17 protein-coding genes are annotated in these 14,684 nt (G+C 72.1%); 10 read left to right on the top strand and 7 right to left on the bottom strand.

Annotation, left to right across the window (positions count from 1 at the left end):
- Positions 1–68 precede the first annotated feature (68 nt).
- The gene (locus tag OG767_RS12455) at positions 69–1,127 is read left to right on the top strand and encodes an aldo/keto reductase (RefSeq protein ID WP_405093541.1); all 1,059 of its coding nucleotides are present in this window, start codon (positions 69–71) and stop codon (positions 1,125–1,127) included.
- A gap of 109 nt (positions 1,128–1,236) precedes the next feature.
- On the opposite strand, the gene OG767_RS12460 is transcribed toward OG767_RS12455, so the two are convergent.
- Positions 1,237–3,399 carry an elongation factor G-like protein EF-G2 gene (locus tag OG767_RS12460; protein ID WP_405093542.1) on the bottom strand — a complete coding sequence of 721 codons (2,163 nt, stop codon included), beginning with the start codon at positions 3,397–3,399 and terminating at the stop codon, positions 1,237–1,239.
- 251 nt (positions 3,400–3,650) lie between these two features.
- On the opposite strand from OG767_RS12460, the gene pgsA reads away from it, so the two are divergent.
- The 6 genes from pgsA (at position 3,651) to pdxT (ending at position 8,686) form a co-directional block, all read left to right on the top strand.
- Entirely contained in the window at positions 3,651–4,271 is a 621-nt protein-coding gene (gene pgsA / locus OG767_RS12465) for a phosphatidylinositol phosphate synthase (RefSeq protein WP_405093543.1), read from the top strand.
- Positions 4,268–5,200: a phosphatidylinositol mannoside acyltransferase gene (locus tag OG767_RS12470; protein ID WP_405093544.1), complete on the top strand. Its 933-nt coding sequence runs from the start codon at positions 4,268–4,270 to the stop codon at positions 5,198–5,200. The genes pgsA and OG767_RS12470 overlap by 4 nt, the downstream gene beginning before the upstream one ends.
- A 9-nt stretch (positions 5,201–5,209) precedes the next feature.
- Positions 5,210–6,370, top strand: a complete 1,161-nt coding sequence (locus OG767_RS12475) for a glycosyltransferase family 4 protein (protein WP_405093545.1) — start codon at positions 5,210–5,212, stop codon at positions 6,368–6,370.
- An 82-nt stretch (positions 6,371–6,452) separates the two neighbouring features.
- Positions 6,453–6,956, top strand: a complete 504-nt coding sequence (locus OG767_RS12480; RefSeq protein ID WP_405093546.1) for a hypothetical protein — start codon at positions 6,453–6,455, stop codon at positions 6,954–6,956.
- Between the two features lie 128 nt (positions 6,957–7,084).
- Positions 7,085–8,002: a pyridoxal 5'-phosphate synthase lyase subunit PdxS gene (pdxS, locus tag OG767_RS12485; RefSeq protein ID WP_107161185.1), complete on the top strand. Its 918-nt coding sequence runs from the start codon at positions 7,085–7,087 to the stop codon at positions 8,000–8,002.
- A gap of 78 nt (positions 8,003–8,080) precedes the next feature.
- Positions 8,081–8,686 (top strand): pyridoxal 5'-phosphate synthase glutaminase subunit PdxT, encoded by a 606-nt coding sequence (gene pdxT / locus OG767_RS12490; protein ID WP_405093547.1) that lies wholly within the window; start codon positions 8,081–8,083, stop codon positions 8,684–8,686.
- A gap of 17 nt (positions 8,687–8,703) precedes the next feature.
- Here pdxT and OG767_RS12495 read toward each other — a convergent pair whose 3' ends face one another.
- From OG767_RS12495 to OG767_RS12505, 3 genes are read right to left on the bottom strand one after another with little or no spacing between them, the layout of a single operon-like run.
- A complete protein-coding gene (locus OG767_RS12495; RefSeq protein ID WP_405093548.1) occupies positions 8,704–10,086 on the bottom strand; it encodes a type IV secretory system conjugative DNA transfer family protein in 1,383 nt (460 codons plus the stop codon).
- Between the two features lie 10 nt (positions 10,087–10,096).
- On the bottom strand, positions 10,097–10,636 hold the full coding sequence (locus tag OG767_RS12500; RefSeq protein WP_405093549.1) for a hypothetical protein: 540 nt from the start codon (positions 10,634–10,636) through the stop codon (positions 10,097–10,099).
- Positions 10,633–11,559 (bottom strand): hypothetical protein, encoded by a 927-nt coding sequence (locus OG767_RS12505; RefSeq protein ID WP_396770993.1) that lies wholly within the window; start codon positions 11,557–11,559, stop codon positions 10,633–10,635. Before OG767_RS12505 ends, OG767_RS12500 begins: the two co-directional genes overlap by 4 nt.
- Positions 11,560–12,037: 478 nt before the next feature.
- On the opposite strand from OG767_RS12505, the gene OG767_RS12510 reads away from it, so the two are divergent.
- Positions 12,038–12,787, top strand: a complete 750-nt coding sequence (locus OG767_RS12510; protein WP_107161195.1) for a YebC/PmpR family DNA-binding transcriptional regulator — start codon at positions 12,038–12,040, stop codon at positions 12,785–12,787.
- A gap of 62 nt (positions 12,788–12,849) precedes the next feature.
- On the opposite strand, the gene OG767_RS12515 is transcribed toward OG767_RS12510, so the two are convergent.
- Genes OG767_RS12515 through OG767_RS12525 form a run of 3 tightly spaced genes read right to left on the bottom strand, consistent with a single transcriptional unit; the run spans position 12,850 to position 13,471 of the window.
- The gene (locus OG767_RS12515) at positions 12,850–13,113 is read right to left on the bottom strand and encodes a hypothetical protein (RefSeq protein ID WP_405094205.1); all 264 of its coding nucleotides are present in this window, start codon (positions 13,111–13,113) and stop codon (positions 12,850–12,852) included.
- A complete protein-coding gene (locus tag OG767_RS12520; protein WP_158273891.1) occupies positions 13,110–13,286 on the bottom strand; it encodes a hypothetical protein in 177 nt (58 codons plus the stop codon). The genes OG767_RS12515 and OG767_RS12520 overlap by 4 nt, the downstream gene beginning before the upstream one ends.
- Positions 13,283–13,471 carry a hypothetical protein gene (locus OG767_RS12525; RefSeq protein WP_405093550.1) on the bottom strand — a complete coding sequence of 63 codons (189 nt, stop codon included), beginning with the start codon at positions 13,469–13,471 and terminating at the stop codon, positions 13,283–13,285. Before OG767_RS12525 ends, OG767_RS12520 begins: the two co-directional genes overlap by 4 nt.
- A gap of 195 nt (positions 13,472–13,666) precedes the next feature.
- Between OG767_RS12525 and OG767_RS12530 the strand changes: the two genes are divergently transcribed.
- Together OG767_RS12530 and OG767_RS12535 are read left to right on the top strand one after the other, a co-directional pair.
- On the top strand, positions 13,667–14,464 hold the full coding sequence (locus OG767_RS12530; RefSeq protein ID WP_405094206.1) for a helix-turn-helix transcriptional regulator: 798 nt from the start codon (positions 13,667–13,669) through the stop codon (positions 14,462–14,464).
- The gene (locus tag OG767_RS12535) at positions 14,455–14,646 is read left to right on the top strand and encodes a DUF397 domain-containing protein (RefSeq protein ID WP_405093551.1); all 192 of its coding nucleotides are present in this window, start codon (positions 14,455–14,457) and stop codon (positions 14,644–14,646) included. The genes OG767_RS12530 and OG767_RS12535 overlap by 10 nt, the downstream gene beginning before the upstream one ends.
- Positions 14,647–14,684 lie beyond the last annotated feature (38 nt).

A 14,684-nucleotide genomic window follows, 5' to 3' on the forward strand; every position in this document is an offset into this window, starting at 1 on the left:
TGACGATATTCCGGTACGCCCGGTGACGAACGGGCCCGCGCGTGCCGGGAAGGTGACAGGATTCGGCGATGGCAGTCAGCACGCGGCCGCTCGGCCGCAGCGGCATCGAGGTGAGCGCGCTCGGCATGGGGTGCTGGGCGATCGGCGGCCCGTGGGCCGAGGGCGCCCGCCCGTTGGGCTGGGGCGCGGTCGACGACGACGAGTCGGTCCGGGCCGTCCGCCGTGCGCTCGACCTCGGGGTGACGCTCTTCGACACCGCCGACACGTACGGGGCCGGGCACAGCGAGCGGGTCCTCGGGCGGGCCCTCGCGGGCCGGCGCGACGAGGCGGTGATCGCCACCAAGTGGGGCTACACGTTCGACGAGCGCACCCGGCAGGCCACCGGCGAGAACGCCTCGCCGCAGTACCTGCGCCGGGCGGTGGTCGACTCGCTGCGCCGGCTGGGCACCGACCGGATCGACCTCTATCAGCTCCACCTCGGCGACCTGCCGCTGCCCCGGGCCGAGGCGCTTGTCGGCACGCTGGACGAGTTGGTCGCCGCCGGCCTGATCCGCGCGTACGGCTGGAGCACCGACCGGGCCGACCGGGCCGGCGCCTTCGCCCAGGTGGCCCACGGTGCCGCCGCCGTGCAGCACGCGCTGTCGGTGCTGCGGGACGCCCCCGCCATGCTGGCCGCCTGCGACAAGCACGACCTGGCCAGCCTGGCCCGGGGGCCGCTCGGGATGGGACTGCTCACCGGCAAGTACACGCCGGAGTCCACACTGCCCCGCGACGACGTGCGCGGCCTCGGGCCGACCTGGCTGGAGTGGTTCCGCAGCGGCCGGCCCGCCCCGGAGTGGCTGCGCCGGGTGGCCGCGGTCCGGGACGCGCTCACCGCCGACGGCCGCACCCTGGCCCAGGGCGCGCTCGGCTGGATCTGGGCGCGCAGCGACCGGGCGGTGCCGATCCCCGGCGCCCGTACGGTCGCCCAGGTGGAGGAGAACGCCGCCGCGCTGGCCCGGGGCCCGCTCGCCCCGGACCACTTCGCCGAGGTCGAGCGCCAACTCGCGGCGGTCAGGTCGGCCGCCCGCCGCGACGCCGACCGCCCGCACTGGCCGATGCCCCCCATCCCCACCGTCCGCCCCTGACCCACCCCCACCCCAGCGGACCACCGCGCAGATTCACGGAAAGCGTGGCCATCCGACCCGGAATGGCCACGCTTTCCGTGAATCTGCGTCCCTGAAAGGGGGGTGGGGGTTAGGGGTGGGGGGTGGACTCCTTGAGGGTCTGGTCGGCCAGGTGCGGGGGCATGGGGTCGTGGCGGGCGAACTCGCGGCGGAACGTGCCGGTGCCGGCGGTCATCGCGCGCAGCTCGACCGCGTACCGCAGCAGTTCGGTGGCGGGCACCTCGGCGCGCACCAGCGTCCGGCCCTCGGCGTCCGGATCGGGCTCGGTGCCGAGCACCCGGCCGCGCCGGCCGGACAGGTCGCCCATGACCGCGCCGACCGAGGAGTCGGGCACCCGGACGACGATCTCGTCGACCGGCTCCAGCAGCGTCGGCCGGCCCTTCTCGGCGGCGTCGCGCAGCGCCAGCGCACCCGCGGTCTGGAACGCGGCGTCGGACGAGTCGACGCTGTGCGCCTTGCCGTCGACGAGCGTCACCCGCAGGTCCACCACCGGGAAGCCGGCGACCAGGCCGCGTTCCATCTGCGCCCGGACGCCCTTCTCCACCGACGGGATGTAGTTGTGCGGGACCGCGCCGCCGACCACCCGGTCGACGAACTCGAAGCCGGCGCCCCGGGGCAGCGGCTCCACCTCGAGGTCGCAGACCGCGTACTGGCCGTGGCCGCCGGACTGCTTGACGTGCCGGCCGTGCCCCCGGGAGGCCGCGGTGAACGTCTCCCGCAGCGACACCCGGACCGGCTCGGTGTCCAGCTCGACGCCGCCGCCGCGCAGCCGGTCGAGCACCACGTCGGCGTGCGCCTCGCCCATGCACCAGAGCACCAACTGGTGAGTCTCCGGGTTGCGCTCCAGGCGCAGCGTCGGGTCGCCGGCGACCAGCCGGGACAGGTTGCGGGCCAGCGCGTCCTCGTCGGCCCGGCTGCGCGCCACGATCGCCACCGGCAGCAGCGGCTCGGGCATCTCCCAGGGCGCGATCAGCAGCGGATCGTCCTTGGCGGACACCGTGTCGCCGGTCTCCGCGCTGCCCGACTTGGTGATCGCGCAGAGGTCACCGGCGACGCACACCGGCACCTCGCGCAGCGTCGCGCCGAGCGGGCTGTAGACGTGCCCGACCCGCTCGTCGGCGTCGTGGTCCGGGTGGCCGCGCTCGGCCAGGCCGTGCCCGGACACGTGGACCACCTGGTCGGGGCGGAGCGTGCCGGAGAAGACCCGGACCAGCGAGACGCGCCCGACGTGCCGGTCCACCGTCGTCTTGACCACCTCGGCGACCAGCGGGCCGTCCGGGTCGCAGGTCAGCGGCGGGCGGGGCGAGCCGTCCAGCCCGGTGACCGCCGGCAGGTCGTGCTCCAGCGGCGACGGGAACGCCGAGACCAGGCCGTCGAGCAGCGCGTCCAGGCCGACGCCGGTCTCCGCGCAGACCGGCACCACCGGGTAGAAGTGGCCGCGGGCGACCGCCGTCTCCAGGTCGGCGATGAGCACCTCGGGGTCGATCTGCTCGCCGCCGAGGTAGCGGTCCATCAGGGTCTCGTCCTCGCTCTCCGCGATGATCCCCTCGATCAGCTCGTCGCGGGCCTCCTGGATGGCCGGCAGGTGCTCCGGGTCCGGCTCGCGCACCGCCGGCGGCAGCCCGCCGGAGTAGTCGAACACCCGGCGGGTGATCAGGCCCATCAGCCCGGCCACCGACTCGCCGTCGTCGCCCAGCATCGGCAGGTAGAGCGGGAGCACGTTGTCGCCGAAGACGCGCTGGCAGAGCGCCACTGCCTCGTCGAAGTCGGCACGCGGGTGGTCCAGCCGGGAGACCGCCACCGCGCGCGGCATGTCCACCGCGGCGCACTCCTCCCAGAGGGCGGCGGTGGCGGCGTCCATCCCGTCGACCGCGGAGACCACGAACAGCGCGGCGTCGGCGGCGCGCAGGCCGGCGCGCAGTTCGCCGACGAAGTCGCCGTAGCCGGGCGTGTCCAGCAGGTTGACCTTGACGTCGCGGTGGACCAGCGGGGCGCAGGCCAGGCTCACCGAGCGTTGCTGGCGGACCGCCGCCGGGTCGTGGTCGCAGACCGTGGTGCCCTCGGTGACGGCGCCGGCCCGGCCGATCGTGCCGCTGGCCGCGAGCAGCGCCTCGACCAGCGTGGTCTTGCCCGCGCCGGAGTGCCCGACGAGCACCACGTTGCGAACCCTGCCGGGCTCGGTCACCACCGGCGCGCCGCCGGTGACACCCTTCTCGTGACTCTTCTGCGCCATCGCGGCGCACCTCCCTCAACCGGTGGTGGTGGCGACCGCCGCGGGCGACGGGAGCGGACCCCGGGGTGGGCGCCGCGGCGATATCTTCCGGTGGACTTCTGCGGGACGGGAACGCCGACCGTGATCCGGTGAACTGGCTCACCTCCCACGCTCGATCTCACACCCGCGCCGGTGCCCGCACAAGGTCCGCCGCGCGGGTCGTCCGCCCGGCTGTGTCCCCGGTCCCGGCCGGCCGTTATCGTGGGACCGCCATGGCGAAGATCTTCCAAGTGACGGCCCGAGCGGGCATGACCCGCGTCGTGGAGCCGATCGCGCGCGGACTGCTCCGCGCGGGCGTGTCCCCCAATGCGGTCACCGTGACCGGCACCGTCGGCGTGCTCGTCGGCGCGCTCGGCTTCGGCGCGCGCGGCCAGCTGGTCGCCGGCGCGCTGATCGTCACGGTCTTCGCCCTCACCGACCTGCTCGACGGCACGATGGCGCGGATGAGCGGCGGCTCCACCCGGTTCGGGGCGTTCCTCGACTCGAGCATGGACCGGGTCGCCGACAGCGCGGTGTTCGGCGCGGTCGCCTACTGGCTGGCCACCCAGCAGCAGTATTCGGGCGTGGCCGCCGCGCTGGTCTGCCTGGCCGCCGGCGGCCTGGTCTCCTACGTCAAGGCCCGCGCCGAGGGGCTCGGCATGACCTGCAACGTGGGCATCGCCGAACGAACCGAACGGCTGCTCATCGTGGGCGTCGGCGGCGTGCTCACCGGCGTCGGCCTGGACCGGGCCCTGGAGGTCGCGCTCTGGCTGCTCGCCGCCGTCTCGATCTTCACGGTGGGGCAGCGGATGGCGCACGTGTACCGCCAGGCCCAGCGGGTCGGCGCGGAGTGAACCTCACCGAAATGGGCTTCGTCGCCGGCTGGCGCCTGGTCCGGGCGCTGCCCCGGCCCGTCGCGGCCGCGGCCTTCCGGGCGGGCGCCGACCGCGCCCACCGCAAGGACGGCGGGGGTACACGTCGACTGCGCGCCAACCTGCGCCGGGTGGTCGGCCCGGAACTCCCCGAGGCGGAGCTGGACGCGCTGGTCCGCGCCGGCCTGCGCTCGTACGCCCGCTACTGGCTGGAGGCGTTCCGGTTGCCCGGCCTGAGCCGGGCGGAGATCCTCGCCAGGTTCCGCCTGGACGGCGCGGAGAAGCTCGCCGCGGACGTGGCGGCCGGGCGGGGCGCGGTGGTGGCGCTGCCGCACGCCGGCAACTGGGACGCGGCCGGCGCCTGGGTGGCGGCCACCGGCTGGCCGATGACCACGGTGGCCGAGCGGCTGCCGGACGGCGTCTACGAGCGGTTCGTCACGTTCCGGGAGGGCCTGGGGATGGAGATCCTGCCCAACCGCGGTGGCCCGCGCCCGGCGTTCGACGTCCTGGTGGACCGGCTGCGCGCCGGTTACGTGGTGCCGCTGCTCGCCGACCGGGACCTCTCCGCCCGGGGCGTGGAGGTGGACTTCTTCGGCGGCCGGACCCGGATGCCGGCCGGCCCGGCGCTGCTGGCGCTGCGCACCGGCGCCCCGCTCTACGTGGCCTCGATGTGGTACGAGCCGGACGCCGCCTGCGCCTCGATCGAGGGCCCGCTGGCGCTGCCGGAGCCGGACAGCGCCCCGCTGGACGCCCGGGTCACGCTGGTGACCCAGCGGATAGCCGACGGTCTGGCGGCGGGCATCGCCCGGCATCCGCAAGACTGGCACATGTTGCAGCGGATGTGGCTGGACCAGGGACCGGCCGGGGCACCGACGTCGGCGCAGCCGCCGGCCACCACCGGGACGGTCTAGGGGGACGCCATGCGGATCGGCATCGTCTGCCCGTACTCCTTCGACGTCCCGGGCGGCGTGCAGAACCATGTCATGGACCTGGCCGAGGCGCTGCTCGGGCTGGGCCACGAGGTGAGCGTGCTGGCCCCGGCCGACGAGGACGCGACGCTGCCGCCGTACGTGGTGTCGGCGGGGCGGGCGGTGCCGCTGCCGTACAACGGGTCGGTGGCCCGGATCGCGTTCGGCCCGGTCTCCACCGCCCGGGTGCGCCGCTGGATCAACCGGGGCGACTTCGACGTGCTGCACGTGCACGAGCCGCTCACGCCGAGCCTGTCGATGCTGGCGGTGCTCTGCGCCCGGGGCCCGGTGGTGGCCACGTTCCACACCGCGATGACCCGGTCCCGGGTGCTCTCCGCGGCGCAGGGCGTGCTCCAGATCCTGCTGGAACGGATCACCGCCCGGATCGCGGTCAGCGCGCTCGCCCGCAAGGTGCAGGTCGAGCACATGGACGGCGGCGCGGTGGAGATCCCGAACGGCGTGGCGGTGGCGAAGTTCGCCGGCGTCGAGCCGCTGCCCGGCTGGCCGGGGGAGTGCGCGCCGGGCGCCGGCGGCACGCTCGGCTTCCTGGGCCGGTTCACCGAGCCGCGCAAGGGTTTCCCGATCCTGCGGGACGCGTTCGTGGCGCTCGCCCCGGACCGTCCGGGGCTGCGCCTGCTGGTGGCCGGGCCGGGTGACGCCGACGAGCTGTACGGCCGGTTCCCGGCCGAGGTGCGTGACCGGGTCACGTTCCTCGGTCTGGTCTCCGAGGCGGACAAGGCGCGCATGCTGCGCAGCGTGCACCTCTACGTCGCACCGAACACCGGCGGGGAGTCGTTCGGGATGATCCTCACCGAGGCGCTCGCCGCCGGGACCACGGTGGTCGCCAGCGACCTGGACGCGTTCCGCCGGGTGCTGGACGGCGGGCGGGCCGGGCGGCTCTTCCCGACCGGGGACGCGGCCGGCCTGCGGGCCGCGCTGACCGAGCTGCTCGACGACGCCGGTGGACGGGCCGCGCTGACCGGCCGGGGCGACCAGGTGGTGGCGAATTTCGACTGGCCCGTGGTTGCCCGCCGCGTTCTGGAGGTATACGCAGCGGCGATCGAGGCCACCGACGGTCGGGTCATGGACCAGGAGTGGGCGGGGCTGGGCTGACCACGGTGGCCGGTGGGGCCGCTGTGACGAGCGCGTCGACCGGTGCCCACGCCGGCCGGCCGGGATGAGGGGCAGCACTACGATGCCGGGCATGTGGTGGGTGGTGGGCACGGCACTGGTGCTCGGGCTGGTCTCGGCGTACCTGATCTGGACCGCCGGCCGGGTGCAGCGGCTCCAGGTCCGCGCGGAGTCGGCGGCCCGCGCGCTGGACGCGCACCTGCTGCGCCGCGCGGCCGCCGCCGCGGTCCTGGCCGAGCAGCGGTACGGCGTGGAGCTGTACGCCGCCGCCCGGATCGCGCTGGACGCGCTCCCGGAGGAGCGTGAGGCGGCCGAGAACGACCTGACCCGGCAGTTGCGCGCGGTGCGGCTGGCCCCGGACGACCCGGCCTGCGGCGCGGTGATCGCGGCGAGCCGGCGGCTGGCGCTGGCCCGGCAGGTGCACACCGATCTGGTCCGGGACGCCCGCTCGGCGCGGGGCCGTCCGGTGGTGCGCCTGTTCCGGATGGGGCGGGGGCGCGAGTGGCCCCGCTACTTCGACATCGACGACCCGACGCTGGTCCCGCGCGCGGACGTCACCACCGGCTGAGGCGGCGCCGGGCAGGGCCGTGACGGCGGCCACAGGGCAGGCCACCAGGGGTGCGATTGGCTGTCGGAGCGGCGTCGTGGCGGCCGTAGCATTTCCGCGCAGCCACCCTGACCGCCTGCCGAGGAGCGATGACCGTGTCCGAACCCACCGCACCGACCACCGACCCCACCGTCGGCACCGCCCGCGTGAAGCGGGGCATGGCCGAGATGCTCAAGGGCGGCGTGATCATGGACGTGGTCACCCCCGAGCAGGCGAAGATCGCCGAGGACGCCGGCGCGGTGGCCGTGATGGCGCTGGAGCGGGTGCCGGCGGACATCCGCGCCCAGGGCGGCGTGTCCCGGATGAGCGACCCGGACATGATCGACGGCATCATCTCCGCCGTCTCGATCCCGGTGATGGCCAAGGCCCGGATCGGGCACTTCGTCGAGGCGCAGGTCCTCCAGGCGCTCGGCGTGGACTACGTCGACGAGTCCGAGGTGCTGACCCCGGCCGACTACGCCAACCACATCGACAAGTGGGCGTTCACGGTGCCGTTCGTGTGCGGCGCGACCAACCTGGGCGAGGCGCTGCGCCGGATCACCGAGGGCGCCGCCATGATCCGCTCGAAGGGTGAGGCGGGCACCGGGGACGTCTCCAACGCCACCACCCACATGCGGAAGATCCGGCAGGAGATCCGCCGGCTCCAGAACCTGCCGGCCGACGAGCTGTTCGTCGCGGCGAAGGAGCTTCAGGCCCCGTACGAGCTGGTCAAGGAGGTCGCCGAGCGCGGCAAGCTGCCGGTCGTGCTGTTCACCGCCGGCGGCATCGCCACTCCGGCGGACGCGGCCATGATGATGCAGCTCGGCGCCGAGGGCGTCTTCGTCGGCTCGGGCATCTTCAAGTCCGGCAACCCGGCCCAGCGGGCCGCCGCCATCGTCAAGGCGACCACGTTCCACGACGACCCGGACGTGCTGGCGAAGGTGTCCCGGGGTCTGGGCGAGGCGATGGTCGGCATCAACGTCGACGACATCCCCGTCCCGCACCGCCTCGCCGACCGCGGCTGGTGAGCTTGTAAGGAGGGGCCCCCTCTTAACGTTTCCGGTAGAGAAGGGGCCCCCTCTAACGCCTGTGAGAGGAGCGACCGGGTGCGCGTACCCGTGATCGGGGTGTTGGCCCTCCAGGGCGACGTGCGTGAGCATGTCGCGGCGCTGGCCGGTGCGGGCGCCGACGCCCGGACGGTTCGCCGGCCGGGCGAGCTGGACGCGGTCGACGGCCTGGTGGTGCCCGGCGGCGAGTCCACCACGATCAGCAAGCTGGTGGACATCTTCGAGATGCGCGAGCCGATCGACAAGCGGATCGCCGGCGGCATGCCGGTCTACGGCTCCTGCGCCGGCATGATCATGCTGGCCGCCGAGGTGCTGGACGGCCGCCCCGACCAGCGCGGCTTCGCCGGTATCGAGATGACCGTGCGGCGCAACGCGTTCGGCCGCCAGGTCGACTCGTTCGAGGCCCCGGTGACGATCACCGGGGTCGACGGCGAGCCGTTCCACGCGGTGTTCATCCGCGCGCCCTGGGTGGAGCGGGTCGGCGCGGGCGTGGAGGTGCTCGGCCGGGTCACCGACGGCCCGGCCGCCGACCGGATCGTCGCGGTCCGGCAGGGAAACCTGCTGGCCACCTCGTTCCATCCCGAGCTGACCGGGGACCTGCGCCTGCACCGCCTCTTCGTGGACCTGGCCCGGGCCGCGTCCTGACGCGCCCCCGACGTCGGTCAGTGGTGTCGCGGATTGGGCGCGGCCCACTCCCGGAGCACCGGGTCGGTGAGGTGGTTGAAGCGTTGTATCCGGGTCGGCTGCTCGCTCTTGAAGGCGACCACCTGCTCTCCGGGGGACAACTGCAACAGCTCGCCCACGTTGACGCCGAGCCGTCGGGACAACTCGGCGGCGGCGCCGAAGTTCGCCGGGCTGAACACCTGGAGTACGCCGGAGTTGTTGATCATCGTTTCGCCGACGCCCCGGTAGATGCTGGTGAGCTGCGCCAGGTCCTGCCAGAACGTCCAGGTGCGCAGCCCGTAGCCGCGCAGGAGGGTGATCGCGTCCTGGAGCAGGGAGAACCGGCCCAGTTGCGCCGCCTCGTCGATGAGGAACAGCAGGCGCGACTGGTTGATCGTCCGGCTGTTCATGACGTAGTAGAGCAGGCAGCCGATCCATGCCCGGAGCAGGCGCTGGTGGGTGCGGAGCTTGTGCGGCGGTACGACCACGTAGATCGAGATCCGGCGGTCCGGGTCCACCAGGTGGGCGAGCGGAAAGCTCGTGCGGTCGGTGGCCTCCACCGTCCGCCGGGAACTGAACGGCGCGAGCTGCTGGGCCGCCGTGACCACGATGCTGGGAAAGGTCTTCTGCTGATCGACGCCGAGCAGCATCTGGAACTCCTGCCGGGTGCCGGCCGGCATCCGGCCGTCCCGGTCGTTGTCCAACGCCTCGGCCAGATACATCACCAGGTCGCTCTGGAACAGCCGACTGCGCAGCTTCTGGAGGGTCAGCGAGGAGGCGCCCGTCGGTTCGGCCTCCGCCTCCGCGGTGATCAGGTGGGTGGTCAGGCCCGCGATCAGGAGCTGGGCCATCTCGTCCCAGAACGGCTCGACCGTCGACTTCTCGCCCCCCATCAGCAGGTCGGACAGGAGCCGCCCGAAGTCCTCCGGCTCCTCGGCGTCCTCGTTGTCCCGACCGAGTTCGGCGAACACGTCGAAGGGGTTCAGGGCGCCGCGGTCGGCTCGGCTGCCGTTGCTGGCCCCGAACGGGTCGAGCAGCACGATCTCGTGCCCCAGCGCGTCGCGCCGGTGGGCGTGGGTGACGTCGTAGTTCTCCCCCTTCGGATCGAGCACCACCACCGAGCCCTCGTAGCTGAGCAGGTTCGGGATGATCACGTCGCGGCCCTTGCCGGCGCCGGTGGGCGCGATGGTCATGAGATGGCTGTCGTCGTCCGAGGCGACCACCGGGCCCAGCGCGTCGTCCGCGATGATGTGTTCCTCGCGCAGGCCGAGCCGGATCCGGGCGTCGGTGACGCTCGCTCGACGCGGCGCGAACTGGCTCCTCGACTTCGACTCCGGATCGAGGTGGCGGGCCAGGAAGCGTCCGATGATCAGCTTGGACACCGGGATCCCCTCACGCTCGACGACGGGTGATGTGGGCGGGCGTGAAACCGGTCATCGTGCCGCTGCCGGACCCGGCTGAGATACGGAGGTTGAGGGGTTTGTCGTGTTCGTTGCCGAGCACGTCGAAGTAGCGGATCCGGAGCACCAGCGAGCCCAGCTCGGGGATGCGCGGCGGGTCGCTGAACCGCAGCCGCTGTTCGATGTCCGTCATCGGTTGCACCGCGTCCGCCTTCGGCTCGCCCAACGGCACGAACTCCAGCGCCGACTGGTCCAGCGTGATCTGGTCGATCCGCAGGCCGAGCAGCGGGCCGGCGCCGACGTTGCGCAGCCGGACGGAGAGCACCACCAGCTCCTGCCCGCGCCAGGTGAGCCGGGAGTCCTGAATCATGGCGACCGGCACCACCGACGCCTCGAGTTGTTCGCCGGCGATCCGCGCCTCCCGGGCCGTGGCGCGGTTGTTCTGCCAGGACAGGATCAGGGCGATGACACTCAGGGTGAGCGTGACGGCCAACCCGACGACCTGGAGCGTGTTGAGCGATTCCTGACTCATGGCATCGTGCCGACGGCGCAGGAGAAGTTCCACTCCCGGAAGAAATCCGCCATGAAACCCTTCACCACCCGGTCGCGGAAGAAGTCGCGGTACGGCACCTCGTAGTTCTCCAGCAAAAAATCCGGACGGGGCGCGATGCGGGCACCCGGCTCCGCGTTGTCCGAGCCGATCGTCTCGGCGATGGAGTGGAAGTCCAGCCAGATGCCCCGGTAACCCTGATTGGCCGGCGCCTGGATGTCGTAGACCTCCCGCAGGTGCACGCCGGGGGCGGCCTCCCGGAAATTGGAGATCTTGATGTCGAGCCGACCGGTGCGCAGCGAGCTGGCCGCGTCCTGACCGGTCGGCACCGGCCGGAACCGGCCGTCCTCGTCGGGCCGACGGGACAGCAGCGGTCCGATCAGTTCATGGCTGCTGACCGGTTTCTGCCGGTGCACCGGAATGAAGTCGTAGACGATCATCGAGAAGCGGTAGGCGGCGCGCAGGGGTTGCAGATCGAAGTCCGAGTGCAGCACCTCGGACAGGTCGATCGCGATTCGGGAGACGAGCCCCCGGAGGTACGGCATCAGGAGCCGGTACCAGTTGTGGAACAACCGCAGCGACGAGCCCGAACGGCTCAGGGTGATGCGCAGGTCCCGCCGGATGTCGATGCGGAAACCGAACGAGGGCTCCTTGTAGACCACGCCGACGTCGCCGTCGCTCCAGTCCAGCCGCAGCGTGTCCACCTCGTGCAGCTCGCTGGCCTCCAGCACCTCCGCCACCGCCCGGTAGAGTCGCGCGCCCAGTTCGCGTCGCAACGCGTCCAGTCCTTGGAGGTCCCGCGCCGCGGGCAGTTCGACGATCAGGGAGAAACCATTCAGGGCGTCCACACCGTGCGGCCCCAGCATGTCGATTCCGGCGGAGAATTCGTCGAACGTCTCGAGCACGTTTCCTCCGCTCATCGCTTTCGGGGATTCGCAGGCTAGCCGGAATGCCGATCAGCTCCTAAGGACCGGACAAGGCAGGAGAGACTGACCCGTCGTTGGGCCCGGATGGCTGTTCGGTTGAGCGTGTCCCGTAGGTCGACCCAAAGACGCAGGTCGACGCGAATACGCGAGCCGACCGCCATCCGACGCGGGGCGGGACGCCGGTCGGGCGCGGCAGCCCGGGGCGTACCCGAATGATTGTCGGATCTCCGTCATCCGCCCGGCGCGGCGGCCACTCCGGCCCGGATGCCGCCTCCGGCCGGCGGGTGTGCGACGCCCGGGGTGCGACCTCGGTAGGATTGCCGACGGTTCGGCAGGGCCGTCACCGCCCCAGCCCGTCACGCGGAGCCGTCGGGGTGCTGCGGCTCGCGGCGCCCGGGCGGTGGGGTGCCGGCGCGAGCAGTCGACGCAGGCGTGGGTCAACAGACGGAGGTATCAGATGTCCGGCCACTCAAAGTGGGCGACCACCAAGCACAAGAAGGCCGTGATCGACGCCAAGCGCGGCAAGATGTTCGCCAAGCTGATCAAGAACGTCGAGGTGGCGGCCCGCACCGGCGGCGGCGACCCGGCCGGTAACCCGACGCTCTTCGACGCCATCCAGAAGGCCAAGAAGAACTCCGTCCCGAACGACAACATCGACCGCGCGGTCAAGCGGGGCTCCGGCCTGGAGGCCGGCGGCGCCGACTGGCAGACGATCATGTACGAGGGGTACGGCCCGAACGGCGTGGCGATGCTGATCGAGTGCCTGACCGACAACCGCAACCGCGCCGCCACCGAGGTCCGCACCGCGCTGACCCGCAACGGCGGCTCGCTGGCCGACGCCGGCTCGGTGTCCTACATGTTCTCCCGCAAGGGCGTGGTGATCGTGCCGAAGACCGGCACCTCCGAGGACGACGTGATGATGGCGGTCCTCGACGCCGGCGCCGAGGAGGTCAACGACCTCGACGAGGCGTTCGAGGTGATCTCCGAGCCGGGTGACCTGATCGCGGTCCGGACCGCGTTGCAGGACGCCGGCATCGAGTACGAGTCGGCCGAGTCCTCCCTGATCCCCAGCGTGAACGTGCCGCTGGACGAGGACGGCGCCCGCAAGATCTTCAAGCTGATCGACGTGCTGGAGGACTGCGACGACGTGCAGAACGTCTACGCCAACTTCGACGTCTCCGACGAGGTCATGGCCGCGGTCGGCTGACCCTCTTCCTGATCGACACCAGTTCGGCGTAGTGGCGGTATCCCAGGCCCGGGATACCGCCACTACGCCGTACCGGTGCGTCGCCGCGTTCGTTGGTGCGCTGGTGGGCTGGTCGGCGACAGTCGGCGCAGGCCCGCCGGCTGGACGAAGACGGTCCGGCGGGCGATAGCGTCGCCTGCGGCGTCCAGTTCGTAACCCTCCAGCCAGGCCCACCCGTCGTACGTGGTCCAGTCCAGCGTCCGGATGACGCGGAACATGATCGGCCGGACGAACTGGACCGACGCCGTCCGGCTGATCTCCAGCAGCTCCCCGGCGCGCGGCGTCACCCGCGCTTCCGGTCCCGCCACGCCCGGAGCGTCTCCCCGGCCCGGGCGAGCCGTTCGCAGCCGCCGTCCGGCCGGCACCGGGAACACGCGTCCCGATGGTGCAGGTCGACGACGTAGCCGGCCAGGACGACGGCGAACGGCGGCTCGGGCAGCCGCTGCTCCGCCCCCGTCACGACGCGCTCCGCGAGCACCCGGTGTCGTTGTCGGACCGCCCGTCCCGGGGCCGGTCCGTCGGCCGGTCGTCGGTCGACGCCTCCGGACCGTGCGTGCCGTAGGCGCCGCCCCGGTGCCCGTACGCCGGGCGCCGCACCACGTCGACGGGTTCGTCCTGCCGCTGGAACCACCTCCACCGACCCATGTCCACCTCCGATGAGGTTGCTAGCCGGGAGCCGGCCTTCACTGTTGGTTCTCGGTATGAAACTCTGCGTGTTGACAGGTTGGTCGCGGAAGGAATCCGGTGCTTGTGGAGTGACGCTGGCGGGAGCCTTCTCCATTGGTGAGAGGCGCTGAGGAGATGAGGCTGCGGATTGGGGAAGGGTTGGGGATCGTGACCATGACTGCGGCGGAGATCCTGCTCGACGAGCTGCGCCGTCTCCGGACGACGCGAGGGCTCAACCAGGAGGAGTTCGGTCGACTGATCAGCTACTCCGGCACGCATGTCAGTGCCGTGGAGACTGGAAGCAGGCCGCCCACCACCGACTATGCGGCGGCTATCGACAAGGCGTTGCAGACGGGTGGCATCTTCGGACGGTTGCTCGATCGGCTGTCAGTTCTGGACCTGGCCCCGCCTTGGCTCCGCGAATGGATCAGTGTCGAGGAGCAGGCAACGGCCCTGCGCTGGTACGAACCCGCGTTCGTGCCGGGACTGCTGCAGACCGAGGGATACGCACGGGCGATCCTGCACGCTGGCGGCCACCTCACCCCTGAGCAGATCGACCAGCGGGTTCGCTCCCGTATCGACCGTCAGTCGATTCTGAATCGGGAGAATCCGCCTCGCCTCGTGGTGGTGCTCGACGTGGCTGTCCTGCGGCGCACCGTCAATGACAGCCGAATGATCATGCGGGAACAGTCGGAACACCTGGCTGCGGCGGCTGAGCTGCCGCACGTCCGAATACATGTCGTGCCCGAGGAGACCGGGCTCTACCCTGGGCTGCAAGGCGGCTTCATCCTGGCGACCCTGCCCGATGATTCCGCCCTCGGCCATATCGACAACCAGGTCCGATCGGAGACGGTAAGCGGTTCGGCCGAGATTGCTGAGCTTCACCGCACCTGGGAGAGCATCGTCCGGGACGCCCTTCCCCGGAAGCTTTCCCTGGCACTGATCAAGGAGGCGGCACTGACATGGACCTGACCAACGCCCGGTGGCGTACGTCGACGAAGTCCGGGACGAACGGCGGGAACTGCGTCGAGGTCGCCGACAACCTCCCCGGTGTGGTCGCCGTTCGGGACAGCAAGGATCGGCAGGGCCCGGTCCTGGCCTTCACGCCACGCTCCTGGCAGGCGTTCGTCTCCCACGCGAAGTCGGTCGCCTGACCCGCTGGCGTCACGCCCGCCGAAACCGGGCTGACCGG

The sequence above is a fragment of the Micromonospora sp. NBC_01392 genome (assembly GCF_045040125.1).
Taxonomy (GTDB): domain Bacteria; phylum Actinomycetota; class Actinomycetes; order Mycobacteriales; family Micromonosporaceae; genus Micromonospora.

Excerpts from the sequence above, each read along its gene's own strand:
- OG767_RS12455 (WP_405093541.1), top strand. The coding sequence starts at position 69 with ATGGCAGTCAGCACGCGGCCGCTCGGCCGCAGCGGCATCGAGGTGAGC.
- pdxS (WP_107161185.1), top strand. The coding sequence starts at position 7,085 with ATGACCGTGTCCGAACCCACCGCACCGACCACCGACCCCACCGTCGGC.
- pgsA (WP_405093543.1), top strand. The coding sequence starts at position 3,651 with ATGGCGAAGATCTTCCAAGTGACGGCCCGAGCGGGCATGACCCGCGTC.
- OG767_RS12530 (WP_405094206.1), top strand. The coding sequence starts at position 13,667 with ATGACTGCGGCGGAGATCCTGCTCGACGAGCTGCGCCGTCTCCGGACG.
- OG767_RS12480 (WP_405093546.1), top strand. The coding sequence starts at position 6,453 with ATGCCGGGCATGTGGTGGGTGGTGGGCACGGCACTGGTGCTCGGGCTG.
- OG767_RS12475 (WP_405093545.1), top strand. The coding sequence starts at position 5,210 with ATGCGGATCGGCATCGTCTGCCCGTACTCCTTCGACGTCCCGGGCGGC.
- OG767_RS12535 (WP_405093551.1), top strand. The coding sequence starts at position 14,455 with ATGGACCTGACCAACGCCCGGTGGCGTACGTCGACGAAGTCCGGGACG.
- OG767_RS12460 (WP_405093542.1), bottom strand. The coding sequence starts at position 3,399 with ATGGCGCAGAAGAGTCACGAGAAGGGTGTCACCGGCGGCGCGCCGGTG.
- OG767_RS12510 (WP_107161195.1), top strand. The coding sequence starts at position 12,038 with ATGTCCGGCCACTCAAAGTGGGCGACCACCAAGCACAAGAAGGCCGTG.
- OG767_RS12500 (WP_405093549.1), bottom strand. The coding sequence starts at position 10,636 with ATGAGTCAGGAATCGCTCAACACGCTCCAGGTCGTCGGGTTGGCCGTC.
- OG767_RS12525 (WP_405093550.1), bottom strand. The coding sequence starts at position 13,471 with ATGGGTCGGTGGAGGTGGTTCCAGCGGCAGGACGAACCCGTCGACGTG.